Origin of the sequence: uncultured Mailhella sp. (genome assembly GCF_947631555.1) — a bacterium.
In the GTDB taxonomy this organism is placed as follows: Bacteria; Desulfobacterota; Desulfovibrionia; order Desulfovibrionales; family Desulfovibrionaceae; genus Mailhella.
In genome coordinates, this window is sequence record NZ_CANRLT010000030.1 from 1 (window position 1) to 17,587 (window position 17,587).

Genomic DNA, 17,587 nt, shown 5'->3' on the forward strand with positions numbered 1-17,587 from the left:
CATCTCGGTACCCTCCGTTTTTTTTTGAAGGATAGCATAATCTCAAACATTTGTCATTATAAAAGTCAGTGTCTCAACCAGGTCTCTATGCTGACAGACATGAAAAAGGCTTACGACGAAGATAACCTCGCGAAATTATTCATGCCTGCCATCATTCGCCGCTATCGGGACAGGGCTGGACTCTCGCAGCAGCAGCTCGCCGACAGCGTGGGGATAGCCAAAAGCTACATTTCCGCCCTGGAGCTGGGCTACCGCGCGCCCAACCTCAATGTGCTGGTGAAAATCGCCGCGGCCCTCGGCGTTCGCCCGGGGGAAATGCTCGACGCCATGGTCGAGAGCGCCGATGACGCACTCAGGGAAAGCATTAGGCAAGGCACCCGGCGCAGGGCAGAGCCGCGCCTTCAGGAACGCATGCCGGGCAATGCCTTGAGACACGGCACGTTTTGAACCTCGGGAAGAACTCTGCGGCACAATCCTTCCTGGCTTACAGAAGCCGAAAGCGCTCACACGGAAACGCCCTTTTGCCGGCAGCGCAGCAAGGAATGACGGAGACGCGGCCCTTTCCACGTCCAACGAGAGCCGGAAGCGGCCCTTCCCGCCCCCGCTCCCGCCGGCCGCAGGGACGGAACACGCCGAAAATGAGTGCCGCACGTTCACGGCCTCGCGCGTTTTCAGGAAAAGTACAGAAAAGCCCCCGGCCGCAGGACGCACAGGGCGCCGGCGTGTCCGAAACCAACGTATCTTGCCGATGTATCAGGAGCCGCAGGAAAACACGGACAGGCTGCCTGTCCGCCCTCAGCAGACGAAGAGTTCCACGGCAAAGACCAGGACGCAGGCGGCCACGGAGACGGAAAACAGGCTGAAGCCCTTCCAGGCCAGCGCCACGGCAATGACAAGCCCCGCAAGGCCGGACCACTCGCTGTTCGTGGCGTCCAGTATGGCCGGGAAGGTCATGACCGAAAGCGTGACGTAGGGCAGATAATAGAGGAAGGAACGCACCGTGACGCTGCGGATCTCCCGGCGGATGAGCGTGAGCGGCAGGACGCGGATGAGGTAGGTCACGGCGGCCATGACCGCAATATACAGATAAACATCATGCATGGGTGTCCTCCGCTTCTGCCGCGTCTTTTCCGTCCTTCACGCTCTTTGCGCCCTCCGCGTCCTTCGCAGTTTTCGCGGCTTTCGCCGCTTCCCCGTGTACGGGGAAGAGTACGGCGGCAGCGCCGGAGATGAGCACCGTGAGGATGATGACCTTCATGCCGCCGGAAATGCTCTCGAAGATGGGCAGGCGGGCAAAAAGCCAGCTTGCCGCCATCGACAGGAGGATAAGCAGGCCAAGCAGCCTGTCCCGCCGTGCCGGGGGCACGATGATGGCGATGAACATGCCGTAGAGTGCCACGCTGAGGGCCGCCACAAGACGCATGGGCAGCACGTTGCCGAGGACCACGCCGAGGCAGGTCCCCAGCGCCCAGGACGGCGCGGCCACGCACACGGCACCGTAGGTGTAGCGCGGATCAAGCCGGCCCGGGACGTTCACCGAAATGCCGAAAATTTCGTCCGTGACGCCGTAGCCCACAAGCAGACGATGAAAAAGCGGCGTGTCCGGAGCCATCTTCTGCGAAAGCGAACAGGACATGAGCATGTAGCGCAGATTGATGACGAGCTGGGAAAGCGCCATTTCCCAGAGCGAGGAACCGGCCGCCATGATGCCGAGGGCGGCAAATTCGCCCGCCGAGGTCAGGTTCGTCAGGCTCATCACCGTGGCCTGGGCCGCGGACATGCCGATATTGCGGCAGGCGATGCCCAGTGTGAAGGACACGGCAAAATACCCCAGTGCGATGGGGATGCCGTCGCGCATACCGTCCAGAAAGCCCCTTGTCTGCTCCATGCTTCCTTTCCTGTTGCTTCTGAAATGGCCCGTCAGGGCCGTGCTTCATCTCCCGCGTCCTGCACGCCGCTCACATAGAGCTGCTCGCGCAGTGCCCGGATGCGGTCGCGCAGTTCCGCGGCACGCTCGAACTCCAGCTCCCGGGCCGCCGCCCGCATGTCCTTTTCCAACGCGGCGATGAGTTTGGCGATGTCCGCGGGAGAAGACGGCTTCGGCGTCTCCGCCGCTCTGCGCCCCCTGGATTTGGCGTCACGGCCGCGCCCCTTCCTGCCGCGTTCGCCCTCGTCCGCAGAGCCAGCAGAAGCCGCTGAGTCCTTGAACCCAGCAGACCCGTAGAGATTATCCAGCGGATTTTCCAGCGGCTTGCAGATGGTCTTCGGCACGATGCCGTGTTCCGCATTGTAGGCGAGCTGCCGTGTGCGGCGGCGTTCGGTCTCATCCATGGCCGCCCGCATGGAAGGCGTCGTGCTTGCGGCGTAGAGTATGACCCGCCCGCCGGCGTTGCGAGCGGCGCGGCCAAACGTCTGGATGAGCGCGCCCGTGGAACGCAGGAAGCCTTCCTTGTCGGCGTCGAGTATGGCCACCAGCGACACTTCCGGGATGTCCAGCCCCTCGCGCAGCAGGTTGATGCCCACGAGGACGTCAAATTCTCCGGCGCGCAGGGCGCGGATGATGGCGATGCGCTCCAGGGTGTCGATGTCGGAATGGAGGTAACGGGAAGAAACCCCCATGTCGTTGAAATATTCCGTGAGGTCCTCGGCCATGCGCTTGGTGAGCGTGGTCACCAGCACCCGTTCTCCGCGGGCGGCGCGGGCCTTGCACTCGCCCAGAAGGTCGTCCATCTGCCCCTTCACCGGGCGTATCTCCACTTCAGGATCCACCAGTCCCGTGGGTCGGATCACCTGCTCCACCACCAGCCCCTGGCTGCGGTCCAGTTCCCAGCGGGCGGGCGTGGCCGAAACGAAGACAGCCTGACCGATGCGCGCTTCAAATTCCTGAAACTGCAGGGGCCGGTTGTCCAGGGCTGAGGGCAGTCGGAAGCCGTAGTCCACCAGCGTGTTCTTGCGGGAACGGTCGCCCTTGAACATGGCCCCCACCTGGGGAATGCTCATGTGCGACTCGTCCACGAAGAGCAGAAAATCCCTAGGGAAATAGTCCAGCAGCGTGCTGGGCGGCTCGCCCGGCCCGCGCCCGTCCAGATGCCGGGAATAATTCTCGATGCCGTTGCAGTAGCCGAGTTCTTCCATCATTTCCAAGTCGAGCTGGGTGCGCTGCTCCAGGCGCTGGGCTTCAAGTAGCTTGTTTTCCGCCTGAAAGACCTGAAGCCGCTCGCGCAGTTCCTCGCGGATACCGTTCATGGCGCGCACAAGGTTGTCTCGGTCGGAAACATAGTGGCTTGCGGGATAGACCACGGTCTTGAAGACGCGCCCCAGCGTCTTGCCCGTGAGCGGGTCGATCTCGCGTATGCTCTCGATTTCGTCCCCGAAAAATTCCAGATGCAGCGCCTTTTCGTCCTCGTAGGCGGGAATGATTTCCAGCACGTCGCCGCGCACGCGGAAGGTGCCGCGGTGAAAGTCGTAGTCATTGCGCGTGTACTGGATGTCCACAAGCCGCCCGATGACGTGTTCCATGGTCACACGCTGCCCTTCCTCCACGGGCAGGATGAGCCGGGCGTAGTATTCGGGAGAGCCAAGGCCGTAGATGCACGACACCGAGGCCACGATGATGACGTCCCGCCGCGTGAGCAGCGCGTGGGTGGCGGCGTGGCGCAACTTGTCGATATTGTCGTTGATGGCCGAATCCTTCTCGATATAGGTATCCGAGGAGGGAACGTAGGCTTCGGGCTGGTAGTAGTCGTAATAGCTGACGAAATATTCCACCGCATTCCGGGGAAAGAGCGCGCGGAATTCGCCGTAGAGCTGGGCGGCCAGGGTCTTGTTGTGGGCGAGAATGAGCGCGGGACGTCCCAGCCGGGCGATGACGCTGGCCATGGTGAAGGTCTTGCCCGAACCCGTCACGCCGAGAAGCACCTGATCCCGCACCCCGGCCTCGATATTGGCCGTCAGCTCATCGATGGCCGCGGGCTGGTCGCCGGTGGGCGTGAACGGAGATTGCAGGAAAAAGGGACTGTCCATGTTTCAACCCACAGCTGAACCCATCTTGCGGCTGAATCCGCCGCAGGCAGAAAGGGGCGTACGGCCTGCCCCTCCCTAAGGGCGGAATTTGCGGAAAAGAATGTCCTTTTCGCCGTGCGGTCCATCTCGTCTTGCCCCGAAGGGAAAGGCTGACTCAAGGGGCACGGTGGATGGCTGGCGCCGAAAACGGCGGCAGCACGGCGCTTTGCAGGTACGACAGAGGGGAGGAAGCGTTTGCCTCCTCCCCCTGAAACATCCGGTACGCGGAAAGCTAGTCGAGAGCGTTCACGGCCCTGGCGAGGCGGGACACCTTGCGCGCGGCGTTCTTCCAGTGGATGACGCCCTTGCCGGCGATTTTGGACACGGTGGACGTAGCGGTCACGAGAGCCTTTTCGGCTGCGGCCTTGTCCTTGTTCTGAACCGCGGCGCGCACGGCTTTCACCACGTTCTTGATGCGGGTGCGGGCGGCGCGGTTGCGGGCGTTACGCTTGACGTTCTGCTTTTGACGCTTGACGGCGGAAGCATGATTGGCCACGGGAAATCCTCCAAAATACTCTGCCCCCTGCGGGGATTCGATACGAAGTCAGGCGGCACAGAAAACCGCCCGTTGATACCGGGTTAATGTCTGGTTGACGCCGGAACGGTTATTCTTATGCGTCTTCCTCTCTTATGTCAAGAGCCAGGACAGGCTGATTCATGGACAATCGCGGAACGGCCTGCCGCCTGCAGGAATGTGGACTGCCCCGTGGGCATCCCCATCCTGCAAATCAGCCTTCCCCTGTTCTCAGGCCATTTTTTGTCATATGCCACAAAATTTTCACGCCGCTTTCCTGCCGGAAGGTGCCTGCCTGCTGCCTTCAGGCACTCGCAGCGTCTTCAGTGCCAAACATTTCTTCCAGTTCTTCAGGAGGATTATGAAATTCTCCCTTGTCCACATCAAAAAAGAGCGTCCACAAGGTTATATCATGCCTGGCAAAACACAAGGGCGAAGCGCATGACGCAGCTATTCCTTCTTCTGTCAAGGGATAAATAAGTGCAATATTTCTTCTTTCACTTTCTTTTAAATAATAGCTTCCATAGGTAAAAAGCTGATACAAGTCATGCACAGAATGTTTTCCCTCATCATTGATCATCTTCCATTTGGTATCCAGCACCCACAACGTCTTTGGCTCGGTATCCTTTTCCAGCAGCAGGTCAGGCCGTAAATTAACATTTCTGACATCTTTACAACTCTCCTTTGTAAACAGCTGTTTTCCGGCTGCCTGCTCCCGCAGGGAAAACCCAGGCTTCAGGAGGCGTTTCAGGCAGCAGGCCACATACTGCTCAAACAACCTTTCCATGGGGAAAAGAAAACTCAGACCACGGTGCTCCCCGGCGACGGCAAAAGGAAATTCCTGCCCCAGCACCAGGCGGCACCACGGCTCCATCTGCTCATACGCCGTCATGAGCCGTCCATGCTTCCATTGCCGGAAGTCCCCTTCAATATTCGTACTTTCGGGGATGCCGGACAGCATTTCGGAGCAGCGAAGGGCACGCCGCCAAAGCTCTTCATCCTTCGCCATGCGGCGGCATATTTCCGTCGCGCTGCGCAAAAGACGATGCTCGGGGCGAAGCAGCGAAAAATTCTGGTAGTTACAATGGAACAGATGCAGGCGGTGCGGAAGCTGCCGGCTTTGCCGGGCTACGTCAAGCTGCCCGCGCAAAAAACGCTCTTCCCGAGCCACCGGACTATAGGCAGAACGAAGACCAAGCCTCAGAAGCCTTTCCAATTCCTGAAGGAAGTTATGAATCACCCATTCCGGCAGCGTACAGGGAAAGCTGGAGACAGAAGCAGGAGAGGAGTTTTGGCCGTATCCGGGGAACACGGTACGCAATATGCGTATCAGCGTGTCCCGGCTTTTTTGATGGTCGAGATTCCCTGCCCTTCTATATATTTTGGGCAAAATTTCCAGCTGTTCACCGGAAGGAAGCTCTATCACTCCGACATAATGACAGAAGGACAGGGTCTCTCTGCCGCTCCACTTGACAAACGCGGTGCTTTTTTCCTTCGCACCTCCTCCAGTGCCGAAACTTTCGGAAAGGTCCGGCGTTCTGGTTACCCGCTCGGCCAGCCATTCAAAATCTGTACGCAACAGTGTTTTTCCCGCTGACTTCTCGCCGAGCGCCAGTTCGTCGTACTCAAAAACTGTTATCATCTGTATCAGCTTCAATCATTAAAGATGTAAGAATATTTACCTTCGTATTTTTTCCATCCTATCTTGTTAAGCATTGCCACTTGAATTTCATACAGCTGATCAGATAAGTTACCCCTCAAATCTATAAATCTATCGTCTCCGTTAACCCATATTTCACAGTTTTTTTTCATATCTATTAGCTCTCCATCCTTTTCATTATATATTGCATATCTACCACCGTTACGTATGTTATTATTACAATTTTTACGGTTATACACTACAAATATATATGTTTCTTCTCCATTTTGATATACATATGCCTTTTTATATTTATATTCATCATTATCTTCAAAGGCTTCAATGTTCTCCGGAGCCTCTTTTCTTTCCTTGGGTGTTGTCGGTCTCCCATTTTTTTCTTTGCTTTCTGAAGAATCATTGGATGAAGAAGTTGCTTTTTTATCAGCAGGCCATTTATATTTTTTTTCTGCATCAACAATTTTTCCATAGACATCTATGCTTTCTGTTGACAAGTCATCATTTATTGTATATTTTTTATCTATCCTATCTTTATTTATATTTTCATTAAATTCCTCTGAAAATAAATGCTCATCCACAGAATCCTTTTTTATAAAATTTCCTTCTGCGTCATTGAGAACCATCCGTATTTTTTCCCAGTCATCAAAAAAATATTCTCTGAGCAAGGGAATAATATTCTTGGTGAATACCCGTGCGAGAAAGGCTGCCGCCTCCTGTTCCGTCTTACACTTCCGGATGTCCATAAAATAGCTATGCCCTATCGTGTGGTCGCGCCCTTGAAGAATCTCTATCCGTTTATTTATTGTTTCCAATATGTTGCCAAATTTAATATGGTCTTCTTCATTAATAATAATTTCTTCGCCGTCTTCAAAGGTATTGAGCAGTTCCGGCTCCGGCTGAACTTCAACAAACTCAAAGCGCCTGCGCAGGGCAATGTCCAGCCCGGTGAGCGACCGATCCGCCGTGTTCATGGTGCCTATGATATACACATTCTTCGGAACGGAAAATTCTGAACTGGAGTACGGCAGGCAAACCGCAGGAACGTTTTTCTCTCCTGCCTTTCCCCTTTTGCCTGCCTCAATGAGCGTGATGAGTTCACCGAAAATCGCAGAGATATTTCCCCTGTTTATTTCGTCAATAATGATAACGTACTTATTCTCCGCGTCATTTCTGGCAGTATCACACAAAGCTTTAAAAATACCATCTCTTATCTCGTAAGAAATGCCACCTTGCTCTGTTTCCGCATGGATGCCTTCCACAAAATATTCATAACTGAAACTCTGATGAAAGGTCACGAATTTTTTATAGTTCTTTTTTTCTTCTTCTGTTTTGGGATTATTCCCGTCAATAAGAACATCGGCAATCAACATTGCCCAATAGGTTTTACCTGTTCCGGGAGGACCGTAAAGGATAAGATTCAGCGGAATATCCTTTTCTGAATATCCCTTCGTTTCAAGAAATTCCAAACCGTTATGCTTTTTGCCATCCTGATCAGCCATATCTTCTCTCCCGGGAAGCTTACTCCCCTGCTGAAGTCTTGTCCTTTCCGGGCCGGCGCAGAGTGCTGCTCCGGCCCGGAGCCGTTACATCTGAAGTGCCGTGAAGTCGGCGAGCAGCCCCATTCTGGTTCTCAGAGCCTGAAGCAGGTTCAGGCGGTTGGCGCGCACAGCGGGATCCTCGTCCATGACCATGACCCCTTCAAAGAAGGCATCCACCGTGGGACGCACGTCGTCCATAAGCGCCAGGAGTTCGTCAAAGCGGTCGGCGGCCCAGAGCGCGTCGAAGCGCGCAGACATGGCTTCCAGCGCGTCCGCCAGAGCCTTTTCCGGCTCTTCCCGCAGCAGGGCGCGGCTGTAGGAACCATCGGCTCCCCCGCCCTGCTTGCGCAGGATGTTGGCCACACGCTTGAAGGTCTGGGCGCTTGCGGCAAAGCCGGGCCTGGTACTCTCGGCCTCCAGCGCCTTCAGTCGGCGGGAGGCAGCCCACACATCCTCGCAGCCGGCGTTGAGCACGGCTTCCACCAGCAGCGTATCGCTGCCCTGCGTGAGGAAGAGGTTCTTGACGCGCCCCACGAAGAAATCGTGCAGTTTACCGAGAGCCTCGGCCTTGTCCAGCTTCCAGGCTATGCCGCCGCTGTACAGGGACTGCGCTTTGGCGAACAGTTCGTCCACGGGCAGACGGAAGCCCTTTTCGATAAGGATGCGGGCTATGCCCAGAGCGCAGCGGCGCAGGGCAAAGGGATCGGCCGCGCCCGTGGGAATGCTGCCGAGTCCGAAGCAGCCCACCAGGGTATCGGCCTTGTCCGCCATGGAGAGCAGTGCGCCCAGATCCGTGGCGGGTACGGGCGTATCCGGCCCGGCGGGCAGGTACTGCTCGGCCAGGGCGTCCGCCGCGGCGGGATCCAGCCCCATGACGCGGCCATAGATACCGCCCATGATGCCCTGAAGCGTATCAAACTCGCCCACCATCTGGGAAACGAGGTCGGCCTTGGCGCAGCGCCCGGCCACGGCTGCCGAGGCGGCGTCCACCCTGGCGGCGCAGGTGATGCCGGGCTGAACGGCCAGCCATTCACACAGGGCGGAGAGGCGGCGGCATTTGTCGCCCATGGAGCCGAGAGGACCAAGGAAGATGACGTGATCCAGTTTTTCCTTCCACACCTCGAAAGAAGCCTTCAAGTCCGTGTTCCAGTAGAAGCGGGCGTCTTCCAGGCGGGCGCGCAGCACACGCTCCCAGCCCTTCTCCACCAGCGCGGGTTCCAGGGAATCCACGTTGGACACGGTGAGAAAATAGGGCAGCAGACGGCCGTCTTCGCTCTCCACGCCGAAGCTCTTCTGATGCGTCTCCATGCTGGTGAGCAGAACCACAGAGGGCAATTCAAGGAAGGAGGGATCAAAGCCGCCCATGATGGGCACGGGGTGTTCGCACAGGCCCTGCACTTCGTCGAGCAGGCTTTCCTTCCAGAGGATGCGCCCGCCCACGGCCCGCGCCAGTTCGTCGCCACGGGCCACGATGTGGGCGCGGCGGGCCTTGCCGGACACCATGACCCCGCACTTTTCCTTCAGCACGGCGTCAAAATCGTCGGCGCTGGCCACGGTGAAGGGACCTTTGCCGTGGACACGGTGGCCGGTGGTCAGGCGGCCGGACTCCACGCCGGCCACGGAGAAGGGCACGACTTCAGCGTCCATGAGGGCCACAATCCAGCGCAGGGGACGGGCAAAGAGGAAGCGGTTCTCGCCCCAATGCATACGCTTGGGGAAAGGCAGGGCCGCGATGATGCCGGGAGCGGCGGCCGCGATGATGGACGCCGCAGCTTCCCCGCCCACGGTTCTGCGGGCGGCCACATACACGCCCTTTGGAGTCTCCTGCCGGAACAGCTCGTCCACACCCACGCCCTGCCCGCGGGCAAAGCCGAGGGCTGCCCTGGTGGGCTGTCCGTCAGAACCGTAGGCGGCCTTCAGCGAAGGCCCGAGGGCCACTTCTTCGCGCACGGGCGTGGCGGCGGGCAGGCCGTACACATGCAGGACGGCCCGGCGGGGCGTGGTGTCCACGGAAATGCTTTCCCAGCTCAGGCCCGCGCCTTCCAGAAGCGCGGCAAAGCGGTCGTGCAGCTCTCGTTCCAGGGAAGCAAGAAAACGCGCAGGGAGTTCTTCCACTCCGATCTCAAGAACAAAATGACTCATGGCTTACCCCTTTTTGAGCATGGGATACCCCATGGCTTCACGCTGAGCCGCATAGAGATGGGCAACGCCCGAGGCCAGAGTGCGCACACGGGCGATATATCCGGCGCGCTCCGTGATGGAAATGGCTCCGCGGGCGTCCAGCAGGTTGAAGGTATGCGAACATTTCAGGCAGTAGTCGTAGGCGGGCATGACCAGCTTCTCGTCCATGAGACGCACGCACTCCTTCTCGAAATCGTTGAAGTGCTGAAGCAGCATGGCCGCGTCGCTCTTGTCGAAATTGTAGCAGGACTGCTCGTATTCGTTCTGATGGTACACGTCGCCGTAGGTGATGGAATCGTTCCAGCGAAGATCGTACACAGACTCCACGCCCTGAAGGTACATGGCCAGCCGCTCCAGCCCGTAGGTCAGCTCCACGCTGGCGGGAGCGAGGTCGATGCCGCCCACCTGCTGGAAATAGGTGAACTGCGAAACTTCCATGCCGTTCAGCCAGACTTCCCAGCCGAGACCCCAGGCGCCCAGCGTGGGAGATTCCCAGTCGTCCTCCACAAAGCGGATGTCGTGCTTTGCGGGGTCAATACCCAGCGCCTTGAGACTGTCCAGATAGAGCTGCTGAGGGTCAGCGGGGGCGGGCTTCAGAATCACCTGAAACTGGAAGTAATGCTGAAGGCGGTTGGGGTTGTCGCCGTAGCGCCCGTCCGTGGGGCGGCGGGAAGGCTCGACATAGGCGGCCTTCCACGGTTCGGGTCCGATGACGCGCAGGAAGGTGGAGGGGTTGAACGTCCCCGCGCCGCACTCCAGGTCCACGGGCTGCACCACGGCACAGCCCTGCCTGGCCCAGTAGTCCTGCAAGGTCAGAATAACATCCTGAAAATTCATCAAACGTTCCTTTGAGGTTTGAAACCTTCCCCTTCAAGGGGAAAAGCGTGATGGACAAAACGGCGGAGCCGGTGAAATCCCTTTTCGCCACCTCTCCCTTCAGGAAGGGGGGCACTCCGCACGCCAGCTCCTTGCCGGCGGCGGAGAGAAACATGAACTTTTCCCAAGTATGGCAGCGGGCGGACTTCTCTCCGCGCCGAAAGCCGGAGCCTGAAAATGCGGGCCGCGAGGCCGTCACACGGCCTTGAAGCGGCCGTTCACCCACTCCAGACCGAGATGATAGCGGACAAAGGCGTCGATGAGCCGGGAGACCTGCCTGCCGCTTTCTGCCGAGGGGTTCAGCGCATTCCATGACCCCGGTGAGTATTCCTTCACTTTGGTCAGGACGTCAAGCGCTTCCTGCCCCAGCGCCAGGCTCATGTCCCCGGAGCGGCGGCAGGAGGAACAGACGAACACGCCGTCACTCACCAGAAAATGCACCTCGCCGCCGCCGGAAAGCGTTCGCCCGCAGCGGCTGCATTCGGACAGTTCCGGGGCGTAGCCCTGTTCGGCCGCAAATCGGAAGCGGAACAGCACGGGCACGATGGCGGGCACGTCCGCTTCGCCGTCCAGCAGGGCGAAAAGTTCGGAAATCAGCTCATAGCTCGTCCGTGCGTTGTCGGGCGGCACTCCCAGAGCTTCCAGAAAGCGTATGCAGTTCGCCGCCGCTCCCTGACGCCGCCAGTCCCGCCGCAGACGTTCCGGCCCGCGTAGGAGCGTCGCTTCCTTCAGGTCAAGGAAGCGGCCGTCACGGGAAGCGTCCAGATTTGCCCGGATGACGTTGAAGGCGTCCAGACACCCGGTAAAGCGGCGATGGCTGCGCCGTCCGCCAAAGGCGAAGGCCGTCAGCAGACCCCGGCTGCGCGTCAGGACGCGCACCCAGAGGTCGATCTCCCGGAAGGTTCCGGCACGGAGCACTATGGCATCGTCCGTCCACTGCATAGCGTTGTCCGCGCCAGAGGGAAAAAAGCGGCGCTTCCCGCAGAGAGCGGGCCGTCCTAGGGCTGCGGCGGGAAGGTCATGGTCACCACGCGCACGGAGCTGCGGCGCGGCAGCTCCTCGCCGTCGTAGCTGATGCGCACGGCCTTGATGTTGCCCAGGCGGATCACCAGACTGTCGCGGAAGCTCATGGAGAAGGTGTCGCCCCGGCGCAGGGTGCGCTGCTGCTGCTTACCGTCAGACTCAAAGCCCATCCAGCAGTCACCGTCAACGGCACTGACCTCCACCTGATGCAGGCCTTCGGGCAGGGTAGCGGGTTCGGGCGGAGAGACCTCGGGGGCAGGCTCTGCGGCAGCGGATGCCTCGGAAACCGTCTGTTCCCCGGAAGCCGTCTGTGCCCCAGACTCCGTGCTTTCCACCGGCGGCGTCGTCTCGGCAGCCGGGGCTGGACTTTCAGGTGCGGCAGAAATTTCGGCAGCCGCCGGTGCTTCAGACGCGGGGGGTTCTGCAGTGGCGGGCGTCTCCGGATGGGCGGGTTCCGCCGCAGGTTCCGCCTGGGTGACCGCGGGTGCGGACGGAGCTTCCGGAGCTGATGTGCTACCCCATGGGGACGCACTCTGACCTGTCGGAGCAGGTGCGGGCAGGGACACGCTCTCAGAAGTGCGGGAAGCGAAGAAATAGACGTAGGCTTCATACGCGCCAAAAGCCAAGAGGCCGAGGAGCAGCAGCTTGAACAGCAGACTGAACAGCGCGGGCAGAATACTGGGTTTTACCGAGGTATAGGGGGCACTGTGTTCAACGGGACTGAAGGCGGACTGCTCAAAGCCTTCCAGATCCTTGAGCCAAAGGTTGATCTCTTCTTCGGCAAAGCCGAGGAGCCTGGCGTATTCCTTGATGAAATGCCGCACATACACCGTCCGCGGGACGAGTTCCGAACCCTCTTCCAGCCCCTTCAGGATGCGCAGGGGAATTTTGAGGTGGTCTACCACATCGTAAAGGGCCATCTCGCGCTGTTCACGAGCCTGCCGGAGCTTGGCTCCCAATTCTGACAACGTCATACGGCGTACCTCACTCACGGATCTCGATCAGCGATCTGGCGCGAAGCTGCTCGCTGTACTGTTTAAAACGCTCCTCGATGCGCGGTCTGCGGAGGATCTGTTCGATGCGCCGGGCTGTTTCGGCATCGGGCACGGCCTCGCTGACATCACCGCCGCCCTCTTCCACATCAAGCAGCGCCACCTGGGCGAAGTTGGCAGGGAGCCGGAGTAACGGCGAAACTTCGCCCTTTTTCATGTGTGAGACCTGTTCAAGAAGTGCCGGAGCCATGTCGGAAAGCGCCACAAAGCCCATATCCCCGCCGCCGGAGGGGTTCGGCCCAACGGACACGGCGCGGGCGGCGTCGGCAAAGGAAACCTTGCCCCGTTTGATGTCCGCAGCCCACTTTTCGGCGTCCGCTTCCACGGGATAGACGATCATGGCCACGCGGGCGCGGCCCGCGGCAAATCCCGCCATGTTCTTCCGGTAATAGTCGTTGACCTCTTCCTCCGTGACCACAACACGGCTGATGACGTTGCGGGACATGAGTCGCTGGGAAACGATCTGAGAACGAAGGCGGTCACGGAACATCTTTTCCGTGATGCCTTCCGTGGCGAGCTGCTTCAGAAAGGTGTCGCGGCTGACATTGCTGTCCTTGACCACCTGCTCCATGGCATGGTCGACTTCTTCATCGCTTATGGAAATGTCCTGCTTCTGGGCTTCCTGAAGCAGAATCTTCTCGTTGATCATCTGCTGAAGCACGGCCTTGCGCACGGCGTCCGCCTTTGCCGGGTCTTTGGCGGGATCGATCTTCTGCCCGTAAAACTCCGGGGCGCAGATTTTTTCCAGTTCACGGGAGGTAATCATGTCACCGTTGACTACGGCGACAATGCGGGACAAAGGCGCGGCGTCCGCTGGCTGCGCCGCAAGAAACGCGGCTGCACAGACTAAGGAGAGAAAAAGGGTACGCAAGGCAGTACTCCCAGGAAGACAGGGTGATGTCTCCGTATAGCCTGTTTTTTCGCCGCTGGCAAATAGCAAAGGCAGTCTTTTCCCGAAACCTTCCACCTACACCAATAACATACCGGTATTCTTGAAAAAAGTACATGGTTCGGCAGCCGGGGAGTATCGCTCCAAGCGCGCTGCCGTGTGTGTCTCCAGCGGTCTAAGGAAGAAAAAGCCACGGGTTTTCAGAAAATCCGTGGCTTTCTGTAAAAGCGATGGACTTACGCGAGCACAGCGGGATGCTGCAAAAACCGCGCTCCCCCTGCCCTTTCGGTTCCCGCGCCGTTTTGACTTCAGTCCTCGCCGCGCTCCTTCAGCTTCTCACGCACATAGTTGACCATGCCGCCCTTGTCGATAAGCGTCTGCATCATGGGTGAAAGCGCGGGGATGCGGATCTCTGCGCCGTTCGTGCGGTCGTGGATCATGCCCGCTTCGGGGTCAATCTCCAGAGTGTCGCCGTCGTGGATGCGGGAGACCTCGTCCCCCACTTCGAGGAGCATAAGCCCCATGTTGAAGGCGTTGCGGTAGAAGATGCGGGCGAAGCTGTGCGCCACCACCGCCCTGATGCCCGCGCCGAGTATGGCGAACGGTGCGTGTTCGCGGGAAGAGCCGCAGCCGAAGTTGCGTTCCGCCACGATGATGTCGCCGGGGGCCACGCGCCTGACCCAGCCGGGTTCCAGCCCTTCCATGCAGGCCTCGCCCAGTTTTTTCACGTCCGTGGTCACAAGAAAGCGGGCCGGAATGATGGCGTCCGTGTCGATGTGTGCGCCTACCTTATGCACTTTGCCAGTGAAAGACATGGATCCTCCTGAACGTTTGCGCCCTTACAGGGCATCTGGCCCGGTGATGCAGCCGGTCACGGCCGAAGCCGCGGCCACGGCAGGGCCGGAGAGGTAGAGTTCGGACGCAAGGCTGCCCATGCGGCCGCGGAAATTGCGGTTGGACGTGGAAATGCAGCGTTCCCCGTCGCCGAGGACGCCCATGTACCCTCCCAGGCACGGCCCGCAGGTGGGTGTGCTGACGACGCAGCCGGCGTCGGAGAAGATGGCGAACAACCCCTCGTCCATGGCCTGACGCCAGACCGCGGGCGTGGCCGGAATGACGATGCAGCGTACGCCCTTCGCCACCTTGCGGCCCCTGAGCACTGCCGCCGCGGCGCGCATATCGGAAATGCGGCCGTTGGTGCAGGAGCCGATGACCACCTGATCCACGGCAACACTTTTGAGTTCAGACACGGGGCGGGTGTTCTCCGGCAGATGCGGACAGGCCACCACAGGTTCCATGTCCGTCACGTCCAGCGTCACCACGCGCTCGTATTCTGCGCCGGGATCGGCAGAAAGCGCCAGGGGGTCGGGCGTGCCGTGAGCCTTGCAGTAGGCAGCCGTCAGCTCGTCCGACGGGAAGAGTCCGCACTTGCCGCCGGCTTCAATGGCCATGTTGGCCATGCACAGCCGACCTTCGATGTCCACGTCCTTCAGTGCCGCGCCGCCGAATTCCAGCGCCCGGTACAGTGCGCCGTCCACGCCGATCTCACCGATGAGGCGCAGGATGAGATCCTTGCCGCCGATCCAGCGGGGCATGACGCCCTCGATGTTCACGCGGATGGTGGCGGGAACCTTGAACCACAGCGTTCCCAGCGCCATGCCGCAGGCGATGTCCGTGGAGCCAAGCCCCGTGGAAAAGGCCCCGATGCCGCCGTAGGTACAGGTGTGGCTGTCCGCGCCGATGACCAGGTCGCCGGGCCTGACCAGCCCCTGCTCCGGCAGCAGCGCGTGTTCCACGCCCGCGTAGCCGCCTTCGTAATAATGGGTAATGCCCATTTCCCTGGCAAAGGTGCGCGACACGATGACCTGATTGGCCGAGGCGATGTCCTTCTGGGGCGTGTAGTGATCCATGACCAGAAACACGCGATCCCTGTCGAAGACCTTCCTGGCCCCCATGGCGCGGAAGGATTTAATGGCCAGCGGGCCGGTGATGTCGTTGGCCAGAACGCCGGAGAGCGTACACTCGACGATCTGGCCCGGTTCACGGACCTCCTCGTCCGTGTGCATCTGCAAAATCTTCTGGGCAAGAGTCATTGCCATGTGGATTCCTCCGAGGAGAAAACGTGAGCGCGGTTCGGGAACCGCCAGAACCCCTTCCGCAGAAACGGCAGAGCCGGAAGTCCGGCTCCGTGCCGTCAGTCCGTGGGGTTCTCCTTGTAGCTGATAACGTCCTTTTCCTTGTGTTCGAGGCGGTTCAGGGCGTCGATGTACGCCTTGGCGCTGGCCACGATGATGTCAAGGTCGGAGCCTCGGCCCACAGCCGTGTAGCGCCCGTCACGCAGGTGAACGGTGACTTCGCCCTGGGCGTCCGTGCCGCCGGTGATGGCGGTGATGGAGAATTTTTCAAGCTCTGCCCTGGTGCCGCAGAGCTGAGAAATGACGTTGAAGGCCGCGTCGATGGGTCCGGCGCCGAAACCGGCGAGGCGCACTTCCCTGTCTCTGTCCTGAAGCACCACGGCGGCGGTGGCAGGCATGGTCGAACCCATGGACGTCTGCACGGCGACGTTGTTGAGGTGGAAGCGATCCGGCACGCGCATACGGTAGACTTCGGAAAAGACCAGCGCTTCAAGGTCTTCGTCGTGGATGTGCGCCTTCTTGTCGGCCAGCGCCTTCATGGCGTGGAACACGGCGTCCACCTGTTCTTCATTGAGCGGATAGCCCAGTTCTTCCAGGCGGGTGCGCACGGCGTTGCGGCCGGAGTGCTTGCCGATGACGATGTCCGTGGACTTGCGGCCCACGGCCTGAGGCGTCATGATCTCGTAGGTGTTGCGGTTCTTGAGCATTCCGTCCTGATGGATGCCGGATTCGTGGGCGAAGGCGTTGCTGCCGATGACGGCCTTGTTCGCCGGAATGGGACGGCCGATGATAAGCGAAAGCAGATGGCAGGACGGGTAAAGCTGCTCGTTGTTGATACTGCACTCCACGCCGTAATATTCCGGGCGGAGCTTGAGCGCCATGACAAATTCCTCAAGAGAGGCGTTGCCCGCGCGCTCGCCGATACCGCTCAGGCACAGCTCCACCTGCCGCGCCCCGTTCTTCACGGCGGAAAGGCTGTTGGCCACGGCCAGGCCCAGATCGTCGTGGCAGTGGACGCTGAACACGGCCTTCTGTGCGTTCGGCGTGTGTTCAATGACGTAGCGGATGAGTGCGCCGTATTCGTCGGGCTGGGCGAAACCCACAGTGTCGGGAAGGTTGATGGTGGTGGCCCCGGCGTCAATGGCGGCGGTCACCACGCGTACCAGATAGTCCCAGTCGGAACGGGAGGCGTCCTCGCAGGAAAATTCCACGTTGTCGGTGTAGGAGGCAGCGCGGGTCACGGCGGCCACGGCCATGGCCACAACCTCGTCCGGGCTTTTGCGCAGCTTGTACTGCATGTGGATGGGCGAGGTGGCGATGAAGGTGTGGATGCGCGGATGCCTGGCCAGCTTCACCGCTTCCCAGGCGCGGTCCACGTCCTTGAGGTTGGCGCGGGCCAGTCCCGCCACCTGCACGTTTTCCACGGCCTGGGCTATGGCCTTCACAGCCTCGAAGTCGCCTTCACTGGCCGCGGGGAAGCCCGCCTCGATAACGTCCACGCCCAGTTTCTCCAGCTGGCGGGCGATGCGGAGCTTTTCGGGCAGATCCATAGTCGCGCCGGGTGACTGCTCGCCGTCGCGGAGAGTGGTGTCGAAAATGATGACGCGGTCGGACATAGTTTTCTCCTTGCGTGTTTTGAAGGCCGCGGGGCCTGCGTTTC

Annotated in this window: 15 protein-coding genes; 1 reads left to right on the plus strand and 14 read right to left on the minus strand. The window is 59.8% G+C overall.

Features of this window, described 5'->3' with window-relative positions; translation table 11 throughout:
- Window positions 1–141: 141 nt before the first annotated feature.
- On the plus strand, window positions 142–447 hold the full coding sequence (locus Q0Z94_RS05805) for a helix-turn-helix transcriptional regulator (RefSeq protein WP_298068076.1): 306 nt from the start codon (window positions 142–144) through the stop codon (window positions 445–447).
- A gap of 348 nt (window positions 448–795) precedes the next feature.
- Here Q0Z94_RS05805 and Q0Z94_RS05810 read toward each other — a convergent pair whose 3' ends face one another.
- From Q0Z94_RS05810 to Q0Z94_RS05875, 14 genes are all read right to left on the minus strand, one after another.
- Window positions 796–1,101 (minus strand): AzlD domain-containing protein, encoded by a 306-nt coding sequence (locus Q0Z94_RS05810; protein ID WP_298068077.1) that lies wholly within the window; start codon window positions 1,099–1,101, stop codon window positions 796–798.
- Window positions 1,094–1,888 (minus strand): AzlC family ABC transporter permease, encoded by a 795-nt coding sequence (locus tag Q0Z94_RS05815; RefSeq protein WP_298068078.1) that lies wholly within the window; start codon window positions 1,886–1,888, stop codon window positions 1,094–1,096. Before Q0Z94_RS05815 ends, Q0Z94_RS05810 begins: the two co-directional genes overlap by 8 nt.
- 32 nt (window positions 1,889–1,920) lie before the next feature.
- Window positions 1,921–4,023: an excinuclease ABC subunit UvrB gene (gene uvrB, locus Q0Z94_RS05820; RefSeq protein ID WP_298068079.1), complete on the minus strand. Its 2,103-nt coding sequence runs from the start codon at window positions 4,021–4,023 to the stop codon at window positions 1,921–1,923.
- 271 nt (window positions 4,024–4,294) lie between these two features.
- Complete coding sequence (rpsT, locus tag Q0Z94_RS05825) at window positions 4,295–4,558, minus strand: 30S ribosomal protein S20 (protein WP_298068080.1); 264 nt, start codon at window positions 4,556–4,558, stop codon at window positions 4,295–4,297.
- Between the two features lie 322 nt (window positions 4,559–4,880).
- On the minus strand, window positions 4,881–6,218 hold the full coding sequence (locus tag Q0Z94_RS05830) for a hypothetical protein (protein WP_298068081.1): 1,338 nt from the start codon (window positions 6,216–6,218) through the stop codon (window positions 4,881–4,883).
- Window positions 6,219–6,229: 11 nt separating this feature from the next.
- Entirely contained in the window at window positions 6,230–7,732 is a 1,503-nt protein-coding gene (locus Q0Z94_RS05835; RefSeq protein ID WP_298068082.1) for an AAA family ATPase, read from the minus strand.
- Between the two features lie 84 nt (window positions 7,733–7,816).
- Window positions 7,817–9,913, minus strand: coding sequence for a glycine--tRNA ligase subunit beta (gene glyS / locus Q0Z94_RS05840; protein WP_298068083.1), 2,097 nt, complete (start codon window positions 9,911–9,913; stop codon window positions 7,817–7,819).
- 3 nt (window positions 9,914–9,916) lie between these two features.
- Complete coding sequence (glyQ, locus tag Q0Z94_RS05845) at window positions 9,917–10,789, minus strand: glycine--tRNA ligase subunit alpha (RefSeq protein WP_298068084.1); 873 nt, start codon at window positions 10,787–10,789, stop codon at window positions 9,917–9,919.
- A gap of 234 nt (window positions 10,790–11,023) precedes the next feature.
- Window positions 11,024–11,770 (minus strand): DNA repair protein RecO, encoded by a 747-nt coding sequence (recO, locus tag Q0Z94_RS05850; RefSeq protein ID WP_298068085.1) that lies wholly within the window; start codon window positions 11,768–11,770, stop codon window positions 11,024–11,026.
- Between the two features lie 56 nt (window positions 11,771–11,826).
- Complete coding sequence (locus Q0Z94_RS05855) at window positions 11,827–12,825, minus strand: RodZ domain-containing protein (protein ID WP_298068086.1); 999 nt, start codon at window positions 12,823–12,825, stop codon at window positions 11,827–11,829.
- A 10-nt stretch (window positions 12,826–12,835) separates the two neighbouring features.
- On the minus strand, window positions 12,836–13,702 hold the full coding sequence (locus Q0Z94_RS05860; protein ID WP_366517577.1) for a SurA N-terminal domain-containing protein: 867 nt from the start codon (window positions 13,700–13,702) through the stop codon (window positions 12,836–12,838).
- Window positions 13,703–14,100: 398 nt separating this feature from the next.
- Complete coding sequence (locus Q0Z94_RS05865; RefSeq protein WP_298068088.1) at window positions 14,101–14,607, minus strand: 3-isopropylmalate dehydratase small subunit; 507 nt, start codon at window positions 14,605–14,607, stop codon at window positions 14,101–14,103.
- Between the two features lie 24 nt (window positions 14,608–14,631).
- Complete coding sequence (gene leuC / locus Q0Z94_RS05870) at window positions 14,632–15,891, minus strand: 3-isopropylmalate dehydratase large subunit (RefSeq protein ID WP_298068089.1); 1,260 nt, start codon at window positions 15,889–15,891, stop codon at window positions 14,632–14,634.
- A 95-nt stretch (window positions 15,892–15,986) separates the two neighbouring features.
- Window positions 15,987–17,543, minus strand: a complete 1,557-nt coding sequence (locus Q0Z94_RS05875) for a 2-isopropylmalate synthase (protein WP_298068090.1) — start codon at window positions 17,541–17,543, stop codon at window positions 15,987–15,989.
- Between the last annotated feature and the right edge of the window lie 44 nt (window positions 17,544–17,587).

Excerpts from the sequence above, each read along its gene's own strand:
- Q0Z94_RS05805 (WP_298068076.1), top strand. The coding sequence starts at position 142 with ATGCCTGCCATCATTCGCCGCTATCGGGACAGGGCTGGACTCTCGCAG.
- Q0Z94_RS05810 (WP_298068077.1), bottom strand. The coding sequence starts at position 1,101 with ATGCATGATGTTTATCTGTATATTGCGGTCATGGCCGCCGTGACCTAC.
- Q0Z94_RS05815 (WP_298068078.1), bottom strand. The coding sequence starts at position 1,888 with ATGGAGCAGACAAGGGGCTTTCTGGACGGTATGCGCGACGGCATCCCC.
- uvrB (WP_298068079.1), bottom strand. The coding sequence starts at position 4,023 with ATGGACAGTCCCTTTTTCCTGCAATCTCCGTTCACGCCCACCGGCGAC.
- Q0Z94_RS05830 (WP_298068081.1), bottom strand. The coding sequence starts at position 6,218 with ATGATAACAGTTTTTGAGTACGACGAACTGGCGCTCGGCGAGAAGTCA.
- Q0Z94_RS05835 (WP_298068082.1), bottom strand. The coding sequence starts at position 7,732 with ATGGCTGATCAGGATGGCAAAAAGCATAACGGTTTGGAATTTCTTGAA.
- glyS (WP_298068083.1), bottom strand. The coding sequence starts at position 9,913 with ATGAGTCATTTTGTTCTTGAGATCGGAGTGGAAGAACTCCCTGCGCGT.
- glyQ (WP_298068084.1), bottom strand. The coding sequence starts at position 10,789 with ATGAATTTTCAGGATGTTATTCTGACCTTGCAGGACTACTGGGCCAGG.
- recO (WP_298068085.1), bottom strand. The coding sequence starts at position 11,770 with ATGCAGTGGACGGACGATGCCATAGTGCTCCGTGCCGGAACCTTCCGG.
- Q0Z94_RS05855 (WP_298068086.1), bottom strand. The coding sequence starts at position 12,825 with ATGACGTTGTCAGAATTGGGAGCCAAGCTCCGGCAGGCTCGTGAACAG.
- Q0Z94_RS05865 (WP_298068088.1), bottom strand. The coding sequence starts at position 14,607 with ATGTCTTTCACTGGCAAAGTGCATAAGGTAGGCGCACACATCGACACG.
- leuC (WP_298068089.1), bottom strand. The coding sequence starts at position 15,891 with ATGGCAATGACTCTTGCCCAGAAGATTTTGCAGATGCACACGGACGAG.
- Q0Z94_RS05875 (WP_298068090.1), bottom strand. The coding sequence starts at position 17,543 with ATGTCCGACCGCGTCATCATTTTCGACACCACTCTCCGCGACGGCGAG.